14 protein-coding genes are annotated in these 15,843 nt (G+C 57.7%); 6 read left to right on the top strand and 8 right to left on the bottom strand.

Features of this window, described 5'->3' with window-relative positions; genetic code table 11:
- Nucleotides 1–597: 597 nt before the first annotated feature.
- On the bottom strand, nt 598–2,553 hold the full coding sequence (gene acs, locus VGC62_RS12755) for an acetate--CoA ligase (RefSeq protein ID WP_331187441.1): 1,956 nt from the start codon (nt 2,551–2,553) through the stop codon (nt 598–600).
- A gap of 450 nt (nt 2,554–3,003) precedes the next feature.
- On the opposite strand from acs, the gene VGC62_RS12760 reads away from it, so the two are divergent.
- Nucleotides 3,004–3,270 (top strand): DUF2790 domain-containing protein, encoded by a 267-nt coding sequence (locus tag VGC62_RS12760; protein WP_331187442.1) that lies wholly within the window; start codon nt 3,004–3,006, stop codon nt 3,268–3,270.
- A 469-nt stretch (nt 3,271–3,739) separates the two neighbouring features.
- Here the strand turns inward: VGC62_RS12760 and VGC62_RS12765 are convergent, their stop codons facing one another.
- Nucleotides 3,740–5,308, bottom strand: a complete 1,569-nt coding sequence (locus VGC62_RS12765) for a sigma-54-dependent transcriptional regulator (RefSeq protein ID WP_331187443.1) — start codon at nt 5,306–5,308, stop codon at nt 3,740–3,742.
- Between the two features lie 294 nt (nt 5,309–5,602).
- Here VGC62_RS12765 and phhA point away from each other — a divergent pair, with 294 nt between their 5' ends.
- From phhA to VGC62_RS12790, 5 genes are all read left to right on the top strand, one after another.
- Entirely contained in the window at nt 5,603–6,394 is a 792-nt protein-coding gene (phhA, locus tag VGC62_RS12770; RefSeq protein WP_331187444.1) for a phenylalanine 4-monooxygenase, read from the top strand.
- Between the two features lie 15 nt (nt 6,395–6,409).
- Nucleotides 6,410–6,763, top strand: coding sequence for a 4a-hydroxytetrahydrobiopterin dehydratase (locus VGC62_RS12775; protein ID WP_331187445.1), 354 nt, complete (start codon nt 6,410–6,412; stop codon nt 6,761–6,763).
- Nucleotides 6,763–7,953 carry an amino acid aminotransferase gene (locus tag VGC62_RS12780; RefSeq protein WP_331187446.1) on the top strand — a complete coding sequence of 397 codons (1,191 nt, stop codon included), beginning with the start codon at nt 6,763–6,765 and terminating at the stop codon, nt 7,951–7,953. The genes VGC62_RS12775 and VGC62_RS12780 overlap by 1 nt, the downstream gene beginning before the upstream one ends.
- Nucleotides 7,954–8,531: 578 nt before the next feature.
- Nucleotides 8,532–8,711, top strand: coding sequence for a hypothetical protein (locus VGC62_RS12785; protein WP_331187447.1), 180 nt, complete (start codon nt 8,532–8,534; stop codon nt 8,709–8,711).
- A gap of 176 nt (nt 8,712–8,887) precedes the next feature.
- A complete protein-coding gene (locus tag VGC62_RS12790; protein WP_331187448.1) occupies nt 8,888–10,102 on the top strand; it encodes an MFS transporter in 1,215 nt (404 codons plus the stop codon).
- A 41-nt stretch (nt 10,103–10,143) separates the two neighbouring features.
- Here the strand turns inward: VGC62_RS12790 and arfB are convergent, their stop codons facing one another.
- The 6 genes from arfB to VGC62_RS12820 all read right to left on the bottom strand — a co-directional run bounded on the left by arfB (nt 10,144) and on the right by VGC62_RS12820 (nt 15,774).
- A complete protein-coding gene (gene arfB, locus VGC62_RS12795; RefSeq protein ID WP_331187449.1) occupies nt 10,144–10,557 on the bottom strand; it encodes an alternative ribosome rescue aminoacyl-tRNA hydrolase ArfB in 414 nt (137 codons plus the stop codon).
- Nucleotides 10,558–10,710: 153 nt separating this feature from the next.
- On the bottom strand, nt 10,711–12,135 hold the full coding sequence (locus VGC62_RS12800) for an amino acid permease (protein WP_331187450.1): 1,425 nt from the start codon (nt 12,133–12,135) through the stop codon (nt 10,711–10,713).
- A 308-nt stretch (nt 12,136–12,443) separates the two neighbouring features.
- Nucleotides 12,444–13,781, bottom strand: a complete 1,338-nt coding sequence (gene rluB / locus VGC62_RS12805; RefSeq protein ID WP_331187451.1) for a 23S rRNA pseudouridine(2605) synthase RluB — start codon at nt 13,779–13,781, stop codon at nt 12,444–12,446.
- A 199-nt stretch (nt 13,782–13,980) separates the two neighbouring features.
- Complete coding sequence (locus VGC62_RS12810; RefSeq protein ID WP_331187452.1) at nt 13,981–14,169, bottom strand: DUF1289 domain-containing protein; 189 nt, start codon at nt 14,167–14,169, stop codon at nt 13,981–13,983.
- Between the two features lie 103 nt (nt 14,170–14,272).
- Nucleotides 14,273–15,058, bottom strand: a complete 786-nt coding sequence (gene scpB, locus VGC62_RS12815; protein ID WP_331187453.1) for an SMC-Scp complex subunit ScpB — start codon at nt 15,056–15,058, stop codon at nt 14,273–14,275.
- 17 nt (nt 15,059–15,075) lie between these two features.
- Entirely contained in the window at nt 15,076–15,774 is a 699-nt protein-coding gene (locus VGC62_RS12820; RefSeq protein ID WP_331187481.1) for a ScpA family protein, read from the bottom strand.
- Between the last annotated feature and the right edge of the window lie 69 nt (nt 15,775–15,843).

Consider the following 15,843-nt stretch of genomic DNA (forward strand, 5'->3'; position numbering starts at 1 on the left):
ATGCTGACGCTGGCGTGCGCATCTATGACGATGCCACCGCAAGATGTCCGGTCATCTCTACGGATGAAATATCCTATGGCCATTGAGTCTCTACTCCCTGTTTATTTAACGTGCGGGTCCGTGCTATTGCCGGTTGCTGAAGCGATTGTTATCGGTGATCCCTGTGGGTCTCTGCCCAGACGAAGTTGGCGATTTGCTCATCTGTGGACGTTGGCTTATCCAGACTGCAGAGCCATTGGGGAAGTATCACCATGGTGACGTTGAGTGGACCTCCCAGTCGGCTGGGCATGCACAACGATAGAGAGCGTGAGGCAGCCATGATGAATGAGGGGGTGAGGCGTCGGTGGCGCAAATGGCGGTTTGTGCTGTAGGAGGTGTCCGAAAAGTGCAGGGGTTTGTTCCCGCTGCGGAGGGTGTCGCAGTCGGGTGTGGCTTAAGCTGGATGCATGAGCAGTCAGTGGATGAAGTCGACCGAAATGTGGTGGATGGCTGGCCAATATCTCCACTGGGAAGATAAACGATCAAATACACCGCAAGCCAATAACCAAAACGCCCCGCCAGGCTTTCACCGGACGGGGCGTTTGTTGGGGTCGCGATTCAGGCGACGTTCATGGACTTGTGGGTCTCGACCAGATGGGCCACCACGCCTGGGTCAGCCAGGGTTGAGATGTCACCCAACGAGTCGTATTCGCCCGTAGCAATCTTGCGCAGGATGCGACGCATGATCTTGCCTGAGCGGGTTTTCGGCAGGCCCGGAGCCCACTGAATCACGTCTGGCGAGGCAATCGGGCCAATCTCCTTACGCACCCAGTTGCGCAGCTCGATACGCAGTGCTTCGTCCGGCACTTCGCCGCCATTGAGGGTGACGTAGACATAAATGCCTTGCCCTTTCAGATCGTGTGGCACACCGACCACGGCCGCTTCAGCGACTTTGGGGTGCGCAACCATCGCGCTCTCGATTTCAGCCGTGCCCATGCGGTGACCCGACACATTCAGCACGTCGTCCACACGCCCGGTGATCCAGTAGTAACCATCTTCATCACGGCGCGCACCGTCACCGGTGAAGTACATGCCACGGAAGGTTTTGAAGTAGGTGTCAACGAAACGGTCGTGATCGCCGTACAGCGTGCGCGACTGACCTGGCCACGAGTCGAGGATCACCAGATTGCCTTCGGCCGCCCCCTCGATCAGATTGCCCAGGTTATCCACCAGCGCCGGAATCACGCCAAAGAACGGACGCGTCGCCGAACCCGGCTTCAAGGCGGTGGCACCCGGTAGCGGACTGATCAGGATGCCGCCGGTTTCGGTCTGCCACCAGGTGTCGACGATGGGGCACTTCTGCTTACCGACGGTGTTGTAGTACCAATTCCAGGCTTCAGGGTTGATCGGCTCGCCCACCGAACCGAGCAGACGCAGGCTCGAACCGTCTGCGCCGTCCACAGCTTTAGTGCCTTCGGCCATCATGGCGCGAATAGCGGTCGGTGCCGTGTAGAGAATGTTGACCTTGTGCTTGTCGACGATCTTCGACACGCGGGTGATGTCCGGATAATTGGGCACACCTTCAAACAGCAATGTGGTTGCGCCATTGGCCAGCGGGCCATAGACGATGTAGCTGTGACCGGTGATCCACCCCACGTCAGCGGTACACCAATAGACTTCGCCCGGTTTGTAGTCGAACACGCGCTCGTGAGTCAGCGCGGCATATAGCAGATAGCCCGCCGTGGTGTGCAGCACGCCCTTGGGCTTGCCAGTCGAGCCCGACGTATAAAGGATGAACAGCGATTCCTCGGCGCCCATTTCTTTTGGCGCGCATGTGGCAGAAGCCACCTCCAGCAGCGAGTGGTACCAAATATCACGGTGACGGTTCCACTCGATGTCGCCGCCGGTGCGCTTGCACACGATGACTTTCTGCACGCTGGCTGTTTCAGGGTTTGTCAGGGCATGGTCGACGTTGGCTTTCATTGCGGTTTTCTTGCCACCACGCAGGCCTTCGTCAGCGGTGATGACCACCTTGGATTTGCAGTCGATGATCCGCCCGGCCAGGGCCTCCGGCGAGAAGCCGCCGAACACCACCGAGTGGATTGCACCGATACGCGCGCAGGCCAGCATGGCGACTACGGCTTCCGGGATCATCGGCATATAAAGGGTGACCACGTCACCCCGGTGCACATCCTGGCCACGCAAGGCGTTGGCGAACTTGCAGACTTCTTCGTGCAGTTCACGGTAAGTAATGTTGCGGCTTTCGGAAGGATCGTCGCCTTCCCAGATGATTGCGAGCTGATCACCGCGCTCGGCCAGATGGCGGTCGAGGCAGTTGTAGGAGACGTTCAAGGTGCCATCGGCGAACCACTTGATGTCGACACGGTGATCGTCGAAGGAGGTCTGCTTAACCGTGGTGAAAGGCTTGATCCAATCCAGACGCTGAGCTTGCTCACGCCAGAAACCATCAGGATTGACCACCGATTGCTGGTACATGGCCTTGTAGGTCGCCTCGTCAGTCAGCGTTATTGCTGCTACTTCAGGGCGGACGGGGTACAGGGAAGCCGCGCTCATCTTTCTTACCTCGGTGCATATGTTGTTGTTTTATTGACCTGTTGTATCTGGCGAATGCCATAAAAGCCATTCGACGATGGTCTTACCGGCTGTCAGCATACGCCAGAACAGCGCTGAAAGCCTGTAGTACCGGGAGGGTCGACAATTTTGCTACGACCAAAGCACTAGATTTGCGACCACCAAAACAGCGAATTCGCCGATTATTACTGATTCGCTCAACAGTCTTTATCAAAACGGTTTCTATATGTCTCCAGACAAGGGGCATAGAATCCGCTCCGCCAACAAGGCAAATGATTGACAACTAGCGGCCCCCCACACCGGCTTGTCGATCAAGCAACTTTAACAAGTAACTACCGAGCGTCACACAGAGCCCCAAAAGGGTTCTGTGCACCCTGCCGAACAGAGTACCTGCGACGCAGAACTTAATATTGAACTTAGAGGTAACTTGTAATGAAAGCTGTACTGGTTGTAATGGCTCTTTGTGGTTTCAGCGCTGTGGCAATGGCGGAAGAAGCACCGAATGATGTCGCCAGTCAAGCATTACCTGTCGAGCAATACACCTACTCGACTCACCTGGACATCGCTAAAGTCATTTCAATAGATGAAATTCCTAACGTTTGCGCCGTCGTGCCAGAACACATGACATACGAGGATTCCCAGGGCAAACGTCACGTACTGGAATACCAAGTAATGGGCAACGGTTGCAGCAACGGTTGATCCACCGGCTACATTTGTCCCCTCTACGCCTCGCAGGCTGCACCCGCGGGGCGTGACTCGTTTATGGGTCTGTTATTTTCAACTCACTTCACCTCCACCCGCAAATCATCAGCCCTACATTCATCGTCGATGTTCATGTAGCCTGCTGCGCATCATTAAATAACGAACCTGCCCCATAACTTTCACCCCCGCCACAACAGGTCAGAGACCACTCGATATTTAGCAGAAAGTTCAATACCTGCTTGTTAAGCACCCGCTCAAATAAACCATGAGACCCAACGCTTAATAAAGCGATTGACATTTTCATCATCCGCACTACCAGCGGACCGCAATCTATCGACGTCTCTTTTGCTGATGCATGAATCATTATCTGAATGCTAACGCCTCAGTCGAAAACCCCCTTCGCGGTAAAGCTCACGTCACGCGGATCAATCGCAGCGTCCCTCCCCGTCGGGCACTCACGGCGCGCTTATTTATACCCGACACCGTACTGACGTAGTTTGTTGGCGATCGTGGTGTGCGAGACGCCGAGGCGTTTGCCCAATAGTCGGCTGCTTGGGTACTCAGAATGGAGGTGTTCGAGCACGGCTTTTTCAAAGCGTCCGACAATCTCTTCCAGGCTGCCGTCCAGAGAACTGCCATAGAGAGAGCCCCCCCCAAGCGGCTGACGCACACCGTAATCAGGGAAGCGTATGTGCTCGGCCTTGATCACTCCCGCCTCGCACAGAGAAACCGCCTGAAACAACACATTTTCCAATTGCCGCACATTACCCGGCCATTGGTATTGGCGCAGTCGGTCCATAGCGGCTGGCGCAATATCCGGTAACGCACAACCAATCTGTCGACTGGCCTGATCAACAAAATGCTCAACCAGCGGCACCAGGCCATCGAGGCATTCTCGCAAGGGAGGAATGTGCAGGGACAACACATTGAGCCGGTGATACAGGTCCTGACGAAATGCTCCACGCGCACACAACTCAGAGATATCCACCTGGGTTGCGCAAATTACCCGCACATCCAGGTACACCTCCTCATCGCTACCAACCCGGCGAAAGCAGCCTTCTTGCAGATAGCGCAACAGTTTGGCCTGCAGGCGCGGGCTCATGTCTACCAAGCCGTCGAGAAACAGCGTGCCGCCCGCGGTGAGTTCCAACAGCCCCAGCTTGCCTTCAGCCCGCGCCCCTTCGAATGCACCCGGGCCATAACCGAACAGCTCGGTCTCGGCCATGGATTCAGACAGCCCCGCACAATTGAGCGCCATCATCGGAGCCTGCCCCCGCGGGCTGGCCAGGTGACAGGCACGGGCGAGCAACTCCTTGCCGGTACCTGTCTCACCTTCGATCAGCAACGGCGCGTCGAGCGGTGCCATGCGTCGAGCTTCGCGCACCACGGCGGCCATCACTCTAGAACTCTGGAAGATGCTGTCGAAGCCGCGCAGCTCCTGCTTGCGCACGTTATAAATGCGCTCGCCGACGCGATCTGCGCGATGCAACGTCAGTACCGCACCGGCCATCGCTTCGCTGTCGTCATGCTCAGATTGCAATGGCGCGATGTCGGCGAGAAACACATCGCCTCTGACCTTGACCCTCAGGCCGTTGATCCGCGACTTGTTGGCGCGCACCAATTGCGGCAAGTCAAAATCTTCGGCGTAACGTGACAGCGCGATGCCGGGCACCTCGTCCACTCGCACGCCAAGCAATTGTGCCGCCGCGCGGTTTGCGGCGACGATAGAACCGCCCATATCGATGGACAGGACCGGAAATTCCAGCGCCCCGAGCAGAGCATTCAGTTCCATGTGCCGACGCTCGCTGGGCATCAACCCTACACGCTTGATGCCAAATACTCCGGAGATAGCCTTGAACTTCGGAACCAACGCCTGAAATTGCAAATTGATCAGGTTCGGACAGCGCAGATAGATCGCATCGCCATATTCGCCACCCACTTCGCCACCGGACACATTGACCCCGTAGGCGACCAACAACTCAAGAATGTCGCGAAGAATACCGATGCGGTTCTGACAATGGACTTTGATGCGCATGGGTTGACCGGCCTTGGAAACAAGCACGTTTTTGGGAGTGAGCAAAGTTTATCGTAAAGAATACGTGACAGCACAGTGACAAAAACCCTGCCTACGCCCCCCCCACTCGACGCTCACCAATGACCAGACGTAAAGTTATCGTTACGCAAATGGCCCGCTTGCCTTGAATGACAGGTAGGACTCAAGCGCGCCAGCCTCTGACAACTGCGTTATCAATAGCGCCATGCAGTCCCGCTCACCAGGCGGCAACGATCTACAACGCTGCGCATAAGAACAATCCTTCAGGAGAGCAGCATGACGCAAACCCGATACGTGGCTCGCGAGCCGGATTCAACCGGGTTCATCGACTATCCCGACGCCGAGCACGCGGTATGGACCACACTGATCGCCCGTCAACTGGAAGTGATCGAGGGCCGCGCCTGCCAGCAGTACCTTGATGGTATCGAGCAATTGAAGCTGCCCCATGAACGCATCCCGCAACTGGGAGAAATCAATCGGGTGCTGGACGCCACCACTGGTTGGCAAGTCGCTCGCGTACCGGCGCTGATCCCCTTCCAAACCTTTTTCCAATTGCTGGCTAACAAGCGATTTCCGGTAGCGACCTTCATTCGCAGCCGCGAAGAACTGGATTACCTGCAAGAGCCGGATATTTTCCACGAAGTTTTCGGCCACTGCCCATTGCTGACCAACCCCTGGTTTGCAGAATTCACCCACATCTACGGCAAACTCGGCCTGGCCGCCAACAAGGAACAACGCGTGTATCTGGCGCGCCTGTACTGGATGACCATTGAGTTTGGTCTGCTGGATACACCCCAAGGCAAGAAAATCTATGGCGGCGGCATTCTGTCCTCGCCCAAGGAAACGCTGCACAGCCTGTCGTCGACGCCTGAACATCAGGCGTTCGATCCGATAGAGGCCATGCGCACGCCGTACCGTATCGACATACTGCAACCTCTGTATTTCGTGCTGCCGAACCTCAAGCGCCTGTTCGATCTTGCCCACGAAGACATCATGGGCATGGTGGTCAAGGCCACCGCGCTCGGTCTACATGCGCCGAAATTTCCGCCAAAACCCAAAGCAGCTTGATCAGGAAAACCGTTCATGACCACATTAAATCAAGCCCATTGTGAAGCCTGCCGCGCCGACGCCCCGCAGGTTAGCGAGGGCGAACTGCCCGCACTGCTCAAACAAATCCCCGACTGGAACATCGAAGTCCGTGACGGCGTGATGCAACTGGAAAAAGTCTTTCTGTTCAAGAATTTCAAATTTGCGCTGGCGTTTACCAACGCGGTCGGCGAAATTGCCGAGGCTGAAGGTCATCACCCTGGTCTGCTGACCGAATGGGGCAAAGTGACCGTCACCTGGTGGAGCCACTCGATCAAAGGGCTGCACCGCAACGACTTCATCATGGCCGCCCGCACCGACGAGGTGGCCGCCGCCGAGGGCCGCAAGTAATGCATTTTTCACAGATTCAGCGTGTACCCGATGATCCGATTCTGGGTTTGATCCAGGCCTATGCCAAAGATCCGAATCCAAACAAGTTCGACCTCGGCGTCGGCGTGTACAAGGACGCGCAAGGCCTGACCACCATTCCACGCGCGGTGAAACTGGCCGAGCAGCGTCTGGTGGATTCGCAGCCAACCAAGACCTACATCGGTGGGCATGGCGAGCCGCGTTTTGGCACGTTGATCTGTGACCTGGTGCTTGGCGCCGAATCCGCACTGATCCGCGACAGGCGCGTAGGCGCTACCCAGACGCCAGGCGGTACCGGCGCCCTGCGCTTGAGCGCGGACTTCATCGCCAACTGCCTGCCAGGCAAAGCCATCTGGCTCAGCGACCCGACCTGGCCGATTCACGAAACCATCTACGCCGCCGCCGGTTTGCAGGTCAATCACTACCCTTATGTGGGCAGCGATAACCGCTTGAACGTCGACGCGATGCTGCAAACCCTGCAACAGATCCCGGAAGGCGACGTGGTGTTGCTGCATGCCTGCTGCCACAACCCAACCGGCTTCGATCTGTCCCAAGACGACTGGAAAGCGGTGCTGAACATCGTTAAAAGTCGCAACCTGCTGCCGCTGATCGACTTTGCTTATCAGGGCTTCGGTGATGGGCTGGAAGAAGACGCCTGGGCCGTTCGCCTGTTCGCCGCCGAACTGCCAGAGCTGTTGATCACCAGCTCATGCTCGAAGAACTTCGGCCTGTACCGTGAACGGACCGGCGCGCTGCTGGTGTGCGCCAACAACAGTGAAAAACTGGCGGACGTTCGCAGCCAGCTGTCCGCGACTGCTCGCAACCTGTGGTCCAACCCGCCGGATCATGGCGCCGCCGTGGTGGCCGAGATTCTCGGTGACCCGGAGCTCAAAGCGCTGTGGGCCGACGAAGTGGAAGAAATGCGCAGCCGTATCGCGCAATTGCGTCAGGGCCTGGTGGAGGCGCTGACGCCACTGGGGCTGGGTGAGCGCTTCGCCCACATTGGCGTGCAGCGCGGCATGTTCTCCTACACCGGCTTGAACGACGAGCAAGTGGCGCGCCTGCGCAACGAGCACAGCGTGTACATGGTCAATGCCGGCCGGGCGAACGTGGCCGGGATCGACGCGACGCGGCTGGATGCGTTGGCGGCGGCGATTGCGGCTGTTTGCTGACGCCAGTCACACTTGCAGGAGCCAACTTGTTGGCAGGCGACCAACGCGGTGCGCCTGAGGCACCGCCTCGCGAACAAGTTCGTTACAGTTGATCAACCGCCACATTGGAGACATGCGCCATCCGCAGGGGTGAAGCATTTGATACGGCCAGGCTGTTCAGCGAAATACACCGACTGAAAGCTTGACCGGGGACAGAGTATCTGCAGAGGTTACACCGTGCCGGCAATCATGGAGCTTCCTCGTCAAATGACAAACGGCCCACATTAAAAGTCTGTTTGTCATTTGTTGTGCTGTATCCTCACCAAGCGTTTTCAGACGTGCTGTTCAATCAACAACAAACACTTGTGAGGAGCGACGACGATGCATGAAATCCCAAACTTCCCCTTCCCAAGCACACCACAGCAAAGCGCTGCAGCCCGCCAGGAACTCGGTCAGCCGGTCGAGATGAAGGCAGGTGCCAAGAGTGACCCAAGCAAAAAAACACAACGCCCGCGTTAAAAGCTGATTTTTCAGCCCCTATGGAAGAACTTCTTCAAGGTGTATTTCCATAAGGGCTGAAATGCTCGAGTACCCATCCCATGACCGACTTCACCGAAACACAAGCCCAGGCCCTGATCGGCACCGCCGAGAAAATGATCGATATCTGGGCACGCCTGAGTCCTGAAAAACAAAACACTCTGCTTGCGCGCTTTGGCACACAAGAAAACGCCCTGGCTGCGCTGGTTACCACTCAACTTGTTGCGCCTGCAGATAGATAACTCCAGGGCTAAATCCAAGGAGTGAGTCTGCAATTCATTCAGCGTCTGTTCATCCTTGCCCTGCCATCCATTGACAACCCTGGTTATCATGGTCGCGTCGCCCGCCCTTGGAGCGTCTACGCGGAATCCGGACTCCCCCCGCTGCACCCTTCCTGTCGTAATCGTGGATTGATGCCATGCCAGACGCTTCGCGCGCCGAAACACAACGCCCTATGGCGGTCACGCTGCAGGTCGTTTCCATCGTCCTGTTCACTTTCATCGGCTATTTGAACATCGGTATTCCGCTTGCCGTATTGCCTGGCTATGTCCACACCGATCTGGGTTTTGGCGCCATTGCAGCCGGCCTGGTGATCAGTGTGCAGTACCTGGCCACCCTGCTCAGCCGCCCCTATTCCAGCCGCATCATCGACAATCATGGCAGCAAGAAGGCCGTGCTCTACGGCCTCTTTGGCTGTGGACTGAGCGGCGTGTTCATGCTGCTGGCGAATATGCTGGAAAGCTGGCCGGTGGTGAGCCTTGTCAGCCTGTTTATCGGTCGCCTGGTACTGGGCAGCGCGGAAAGTCTGGTGGGTTCAGGCTCGATTAACTGGGGCATTGGCCGGGTTGGCGCACAGAATACTGCCAAGGTCATTTCGTGGAATGGCATCGCCAGTTACGGCGCGCTGGCCATCGGTGCGCCGCTGGGTGTGTTTCTGGTCAACGGCCTGGGACTGTGGAGCATGGGCGTAAGCATCATCCTCTTGGCAAGCCTGGGCATCGCACTGGCCTGGAAAAAAACTCCCGCGCCAATCGTGCAGGGCGAGCGCATGCCGTTTCTGCATGTGCTGGGCCTTGTCTTGCCTCACGGCACCGGACTTGCGCTCGGATCAATCGGTTTCGGCACCATCGCCACCTTCATCACGCTGTATTACGCCAGCCACACCTGGCCCAATGCGGTACTGTGCCTAAGCCTGTTCGGTGTCTCCTTCATCGGCGCACGCTTGCTGTTCAGCAATATGATCAACCGCCTCGGCGGCTTCCGCGTGGCGATTGCGTGCCTGTCGGTGGAGACAGTAGGTTTGCTGCTGCTGTGGCTGGCGCCTAATCCCAATCTGGCACTGGCGGGCGCGGCATTGAGCGGTTTTGGCTTTTCATTGGTGTTCCCGGCGCTGGGGGTCGAGGCAGTTAACCTGGTACCCGCGTCCAGTCGTGGCGCAGCAGTGGGCGCTTATTCGCTGTTCATCGATCTGTCGCTGGGGATTACAGGGCCAGTGGCCGGAGCCGTTGCGGCCGGTTTTGGTTTTGCCTCGATCTTTTTGTTCGCCGCGTTAGCGTCGCTGGGAGGGCTGGGCTTGAGCCTTTATCTGTACAAACAAGCGAGGGTGATGCGGGAGAGATCGACGGCGGTTTAGCCTCTGGGCGCCTTCGGCAGAAGCGGAGTTGCAGCATCCGTTCAAAAGTCCACTTTCCCTCGCCCAGCCTTGATCGAGCCGCGTTTGGTCTTCGACTCCAGCCTGCGAGTCTTGGAGCCCAGGGTCGGCTTGGTCGGGCGGCGCTTCTTCTCGACCTTGCCGGCGCTGATGATCAGCTCACCCAAACGCTCCAGCGCATCGGCGCGATTTTGCTCCTGCGTGCGATATTGCTGAGCCTTGATGATGATCACCCCTTCACTGGTAATCCGACTGTCACGCAGCGCCAGCAGCCGCTCTTTGTAGAACGGCGGTAATGACGATGCGTTGATGTCGAAACGCAGATGCACCGCGCTGGACACTTTATTGACGTTCTGCCCGCCCGCGCCTTGCGCGCGAATGGCGGTCAATTCGACTTCGGCGTCCGGCAGCTGCACGTTATTGGAGATGATCAGCATGTGGATACCTGTGCAAGTTTTGACGCGAGGTCCTGAAGGAGCGTGGCTTGTCCCGCGATTGCGCAGTGCCAGTCACTCTTGTGATGGCTGAACCAACGCAATCGCGGGACAAGCCAGCCTCGCACATACGCGGCAAGCAAGCGCTGCGCCTGCTTACTTGATAATCGAAGTCCGCTGCGCCATGGACTCGCGGGCGGCGAGGCGTCTGTTCTTGATGCCGAAGAACCCCCACATCACCAATAGCCACACCGGAATTGCATACACCGACACCCGAATCCCTGGAATCATCAGCATGATCCCGAGGATCAACACCACGAACGCCAGACAGATGTAATTGCCGTACGGATACCACAGCGCCTTGAACAACGGAACCTGATGGGTACGGTTCATGTGCTGGCGAAACTTCAAATGCGAGTAGCTGATCATTGCCCAGTTGATCACCAAGGTCGCCACAACCAACGACATCAACAGCTCCAGCGCATTCTGCGGCACCAGGTAATTGAGCAGCACCGCAATGACCGTCACCGCAGCAGACACCAGAATTGCCCGAACGGGCACCCCACGGCTGTCGGCTTGCGCCAGAACCGCAGGCGCATCACCCTGCTCCGCCATACCGAACAACATGCGCGCATTGCAATAAGTGCCGCTGTTGTACACCGACAACGCGGCTGTGAGCACCACGAAATTGAGGATGTGCGCCGCGGTGTTGCTGCCCAGCATTGAAAACACTTGCACGAACGGGCTGCCGCTGTAGGAATCGCCAGATGCACTCAGCGCATTCAGCAGCGCATCCCAAGGCGTCAGCGACAGCAGCACCACCAGCGAACCTATGTAGAAAATCAGGATCCGGTAGATCACCTGATTGATCGCTTTGGGGATGATGACTTTCGGTTGATCGGCCTCGGCTGCCGTGAAGCCGAGCATTTCCAGGCCACCAAAGGAAAACATGATGAAGGCCAGCGCCATCACCAAACCGCTAATCCCATTGGGGAAAAAGCCGCCGTGATCCCATAGATTACTGACCGAAGCCTGTGGCCCACCGCTACCACTCACCAGCAGGTAGCTGCCCAGGGCGATCATGCCGATAATGGCCACGACCTTGATAGTCGCGAACCAGAACTCCGCCTCACCGAACACTTTGACGTTGGCCAGGTTAATGATGTTGATCATCACGAAGAACATCGCCGCCGACGCCCAGGTCGGAATTTCCGGCCACCAGTAATGCACGTATTTGCCGACGGCAGTCAGCTCCGACATGCCCACCAGAATGTACAAAACCCAGCAGTTCCAGCCCGACAGAAAGCCGGCGAAACCGCCCCAATATTTGTGTGCGAAATGGCTGAATGAGCCGGCTACCGGCTCTTCGACGATCATTTCACCGAGCTGGCGCATGATCATGAAGGCAATGAAGCCACACAGGGCATAGCCCAGAATCATCGACGGCCCCGCCGACTTGAGAACACCCGCCGACCCCAGAAACAATCCCGTACCGATAGCCCCGCCCAGGGCGATCAACTGGATATGACGGTTTTTCAGACCACGCTTCAACTCACCCGAATGGGGCATATGCTCACTCATTGAATGTCACCTTTTTGTTCTTGTCTGCGCCGGAATCGAACCCGACACGCTCATGACGTGACGGAGTGAAACGGGGTGGGTAACCCCGAACCTGGTGGCGTCCATACGCCGAAGAATCACAGAAAAAAGCCGCGCATTGTACACCGGGCAGAACGCGATTCACCCCCAAAAAGCTGTTCATTCGGTCAGTAAAAACCCTTCGATTGACGGCTCCCTGCAGGAGCAGCCGAAGGAATGCGACAAGCGCAAATTCCAGACAAAAAAAAACGCCAGTCATTGGACTGGCGTTTTTTTATTTCAAACCACCATTACTCAGGCTTGCGACGACCGAAGCCTGGGCGCTGACCGGAACCTGCTGGAGGTCCGCGACGCTTGCCCGATGGGGTTTTGTCGTCGACCAGCTTAATGCCAGGGCGCGACGGCTTTGGCTTGGCCGGACGCTTGTTCATCTCGCTTGGGCGCTCGGCCACTGGCGTACCGCGGCTGTTGTCGGTGCGACCTTGCGAACGACCATCGACCGGAGGGCGTGGCGTGCGTTGACCGCGACCACCCTCCTGCGGTTTACCGGCCGGACGAACACGCTCGCCTTCGGCAACACGCGGTTCGCGCGCAGGGCGCTTCTCGCCAACGGCATAACGCGGATCACGGGCTGGACGATCACCCGCCTCACCGCGCGGCTCGCGAACAGGACGGTCACCGCCAATGGCAGGCCGGGGCTCACGAGCAGGACGCTCGCTCGGCGCGGCATCCTTGGCTGGACGCAGATTACGCACGCGCTCGCCTTTGCCCAACGGACGCGAGGATTGACGCTGCAAACGCTCCAGCTTGTCCTTGGTCTTGGCAGTCATCTGCGGCATGGCGACCGGTGTCAGACCCACTTCGGCACTGAGCGTGTCGACTTCGTACTGACTCATTTCGCGCCAGCGGCCCATGGGCAGGTCGGAGTTGAGGAACACCGGACCGAAACGCACGCGTTTCAGACGGCTGACCACCAGCCCCTGGGATTCCCACAGACGACGAACCTCGCGGTTACGCCCTTCCATCACCACGCAGTGATACCAGTGGTTAAAGCCTTCACCGCCCGGCGCTTGCTTGATGTCGGTGAAACGTGCAGGGCCATCCTCAAGGATCACGCCGTTTTTCAAACGCAGCAGCATGTCGTCATCGACTTCGCCACGTACGCGAACGGCGTATTCACGGTCCATTTCGAACGAGGGGTGCATCAAACGGTTGGCCAGCTCACCGTCGGTGGTGAACATCAGCAAACCGGTGGTGTTAATGTCCAGGCGACCGACGTTGATCCAGCGGCCTTCTTTCGGGCGCGGCAGACGATCGAATACCGTCGGGCGACCTTCCGGGTCATCACGGGTGCAGATTTCGCCGTCGGGCTTGTTGTACATGATGACGCGGCGGACGGTTTCAGCGGCTTCTTCGCGCTTGATGACACGACCGTCAACGCTGATGGCGTCGTGCAGATCGACGCGTTGACCGAGGGTCGCGTCCTTGCCATTGACCTTGATCCGGCCCTGGCTGATCCAGGCTTCTACGTCTCGGCGAGAACCGACGCCAATGCGCGCCAGTACTTTTTGCAGCTTTTCACCTGCTGGGCCGATTTCCTGGCTGTCCTGCTTGTCTTGTTCACTCATCTGGGCACCTCCCGGTGTGTCGAATCAGGCCGCGCTCGAGTGGGCATGACCTGTTGCCTTGCGTTCGCTTCTTAAAATAGAAAAGAACAAGCGCTGGCAGAATACTGAAGATCTCTGGCGCGTGTGGATCGCCAAAAGGTCGCGAATCATACGCCCATGGCGGACGTTGCGCATCAGAGACTAGTCGAAAACTTTCACGTCACTTCTTTTTCCGCCGACCGGCGGCTTTCAACTTGATCAAGCGCTTGGCCGACTCGGCCAGCACCGAGCGTTTCTCGCCCTTTTCCATCTTCTTCCAGGACTTGATCTCACGTTTGCTGCGGCCACAACCGATGCAAATGTCTTCGTTAAATTTGCAAACGCTGATACAGGGGTCTTTTGTACTCATAAGCGTTGTCCGAAGAGGAAAGGATGCGCACCGATTGCCTGCTCCCATCCATTGGCCGTGATGCCGGAAGATCGGGATTTGCTGTGATAATCGGACTCAACGTCTACCGCGGATCTTCTTCGTCTCGCGGCTCATCTTCCAATTCAGACTCTGTATCGGGCTCATTGACCAACAAATCGTCGAAATCGATCTTCAGCCCCTTCTCCATGGAGTCCAACTCAACCAACAGGCTGCGAAAGCTGGTTTCGTCGCGAGGCGGTTCAGGCTCAGCGTCCGGCTCAAGGCTCGCATCGGCGAGCGCTTGAAGGTGTGCGGGCACCGGCGCGTCGTCGAAATCCAACACTGGGTCAGGCTCCAGTTCGCGCAGGTCAGCCAGCGGCGGCAGGTCATCAAGGTTCTTCAGGTTGAAATGGTCGAGAAACGCCTTGGTGGTGGCGAACATGGCCGGTTTGCCGGGGACATCGCGATAACCAACAATGCGCACCCACTCGCGCTCCAGCAGTGTCTTGACGATGTTGCTGTTGACCGCAACGCCGCGCACATCCTCGATCTCACCCCGGGTGATCGGCTGGCGATAGGCAATCAGTGCCATGGTTTCCAACAACGCACGGGAATAACGCTGCGGGCGCTCTTCCCACAAACGCCCGACCCACGGAGAAAACTTCTCGCGAATTTGCAAGCGATAACCCGACGCGACCTCCTTGAGTTCGAATGCGCGGCTGTCGCAGGACTTGCGCAACAGCTCCAGCGCCTTTTTGAACACTGGCGGCTCCGGACGCTCGCCCTCTTCGAAGAGTTCGTACAGTCGCTCAAGCGATTGCGGTTTACCACTGGCCAGCAGGAAAGCTTCGAGCAGCGTCGCCAGCTCGCGGGGTTCGTTGAGGTTCATCGATCAGCTCTGGCTCTTTATTCGGCTCGCGCACGCACATGAATGGCGGCAAAAGGTTCGTTCTGCACCAGCTCGACAAGGGATTCCTTCACCAACTCAAGAATCGCCATGAAGGTCACCACCACACCAAGGCGCCCTTCCTCGGCGGTGAACAGCTCGGCAAACGGCACAAAACCGCCGCCTTTCAAACGCTCCAGTACATCGCTCATGCGTTCACGGGTGGACAACGCTTCGCGACTGACCTGATGGCTTTCGAACATATCGCCTCGGCGCAGCACTTCGGCCATCGACATCAGCAGCTCATCCAGGCTGACATCCGGCAACAGCTTGCGCGCCCGTGCTTCTGGTGCATCGAGTTTGGGCACCACCACATCGCGACCGACACGCGACAGACCATCGATACCCTCGGCGGCGGCCTTGAAACGTTCGTACTCTTGCAGGCGGCGGATCAGTTCGGCGCGCGGGTCGTCTTCTTCTTGCTCGGCCACTTCCGAGCGCGGTAGCAGCATCCGCGACTTTATTTCGGCGAGCATGGCTGCCATCACCAGGTATTCGGCGGCCAGTTCCAGGCGCACGCTTTTCATCAGCTCGACATAGCCCATGTACTGCCGGGTGATTTCCGCCACGGGAATGTCGAGGATGTTGATGTTCTGTTTGCGGATCAGGTACAGCAGCAGGTCGAGCGGGCCTTCGAAGGCCTCCAGAAACACTTCCAGCGCATCAGGTGGAATGTACAGGTCCAGCGGCATCTGGGTGATGGCTTGACCGTAGACCAGCGCGAACGG

The organism is Pseudomonas sp. (assembly GCF_036404235.1).
Lineage (GTDB): Bacteria > Pseudomonadota > Gammaproteobacteria > Pseudomonadales > Pseudomonadaceae > Aquipseudomonas.

What these genes read in the sequence shown, in the direction of transcription:
- phhA (WP_331187444.1), top strand. Translation starts at nt 5,603, where the DNA reads ATGACGCAAACCCGATACGTGGCTCGCGAGCCGGATTCAACCGGGTTC.
- VGC62_RS12785 (WP_331187447.1), top strand. Translation starts at nt 8,532, where the DNA reads ATGACCGACTTCACCGAAACACAAGCCCAGGCCCTGATCGGCACCGCC.
- arfB (WP_331187449.1), bottom strand. Translation starts at nt 10,557, where the DNA reads ATGCTGATCATCTCCAATAACGTGCAGCTGCCGGACGCCGAAGTCGAA.
- VGC62_RS12790 (WP_331187448.1), top strand. Translation starts at nt 8,888, where the DNA reads ATGCCAGACGCTTCGCGCGCCGAAACACAACGCCCTATGGCGGTCACG.
- VGC62_RS12780 (WP_331187446.1), top strand. Translation starts at nt 6,763, where the DNA reads ATGCATTTTTCACAGATTCAGCGTGTACCCGATGATCCGATTCTGGGT.
- VGC62_RS12810 (WP_331187452.1), bottom strand. Translation starts at nt 14,169, where the DNA reads ATGAGTACAAAAGACCCCTGTATCAGCGTTTGCAAATTTAACGAAGAC.
- VGC62_RS12765 (WP_331187443.1), bottom strand. Translation starts at nt 5,308, where the DNA reads ATGCGCATCAAAGTCCATTGTCAGAACCGCATCGGTATTCTTCGCGAC.
- VGC62_RS12775 (WP_331187445.1), top strand. Translation starts at nt 6,410, where the DNA reads ATGACCACATTAAATCAAGCCCATTGTGAAGCCTGCCGCGCCGACGCC.
- VGC62_RS12760 (WP_331187442.1), top strand. Translation starts at nt 3,004, where the DNA reads ATGAAAGCTGTACTGGTTGTAATGGCTCTTTGTGGTTTCAGCGCTGTG.
- VGC62_RS12800 (WP_331187450.1), bottom strand. Translation starts at nt 12,135, where the DNA reads ATGAGTGAGCATATGCCCCATTCGGGTGAGTTGAAGCGTGGTCTGAAA.
- rluB (WP_331187451.1), bottom strand. Translation starts at nt 13,781, where the DNA reads ATGAGTGAACAAGACAAGCAGGACAGCCAGGAAATCGGCCCAGCAGGT.
- scpB (WP_331187453.1), bottom strand. Translation starts at nt 15,058, where the DNA reads ATGAACCTCAACGAACCCCGCGAGCTGGCGACGCTGCTCGAAGCTTTC.
- acs (WP_331187441.1), bottom strand. Translation starts at nt 2,553, where the DNA reads ATGAGCGCGGCTTCCCTGTACCCCGTCCGCCCTGAAGTAGCAGCAATA.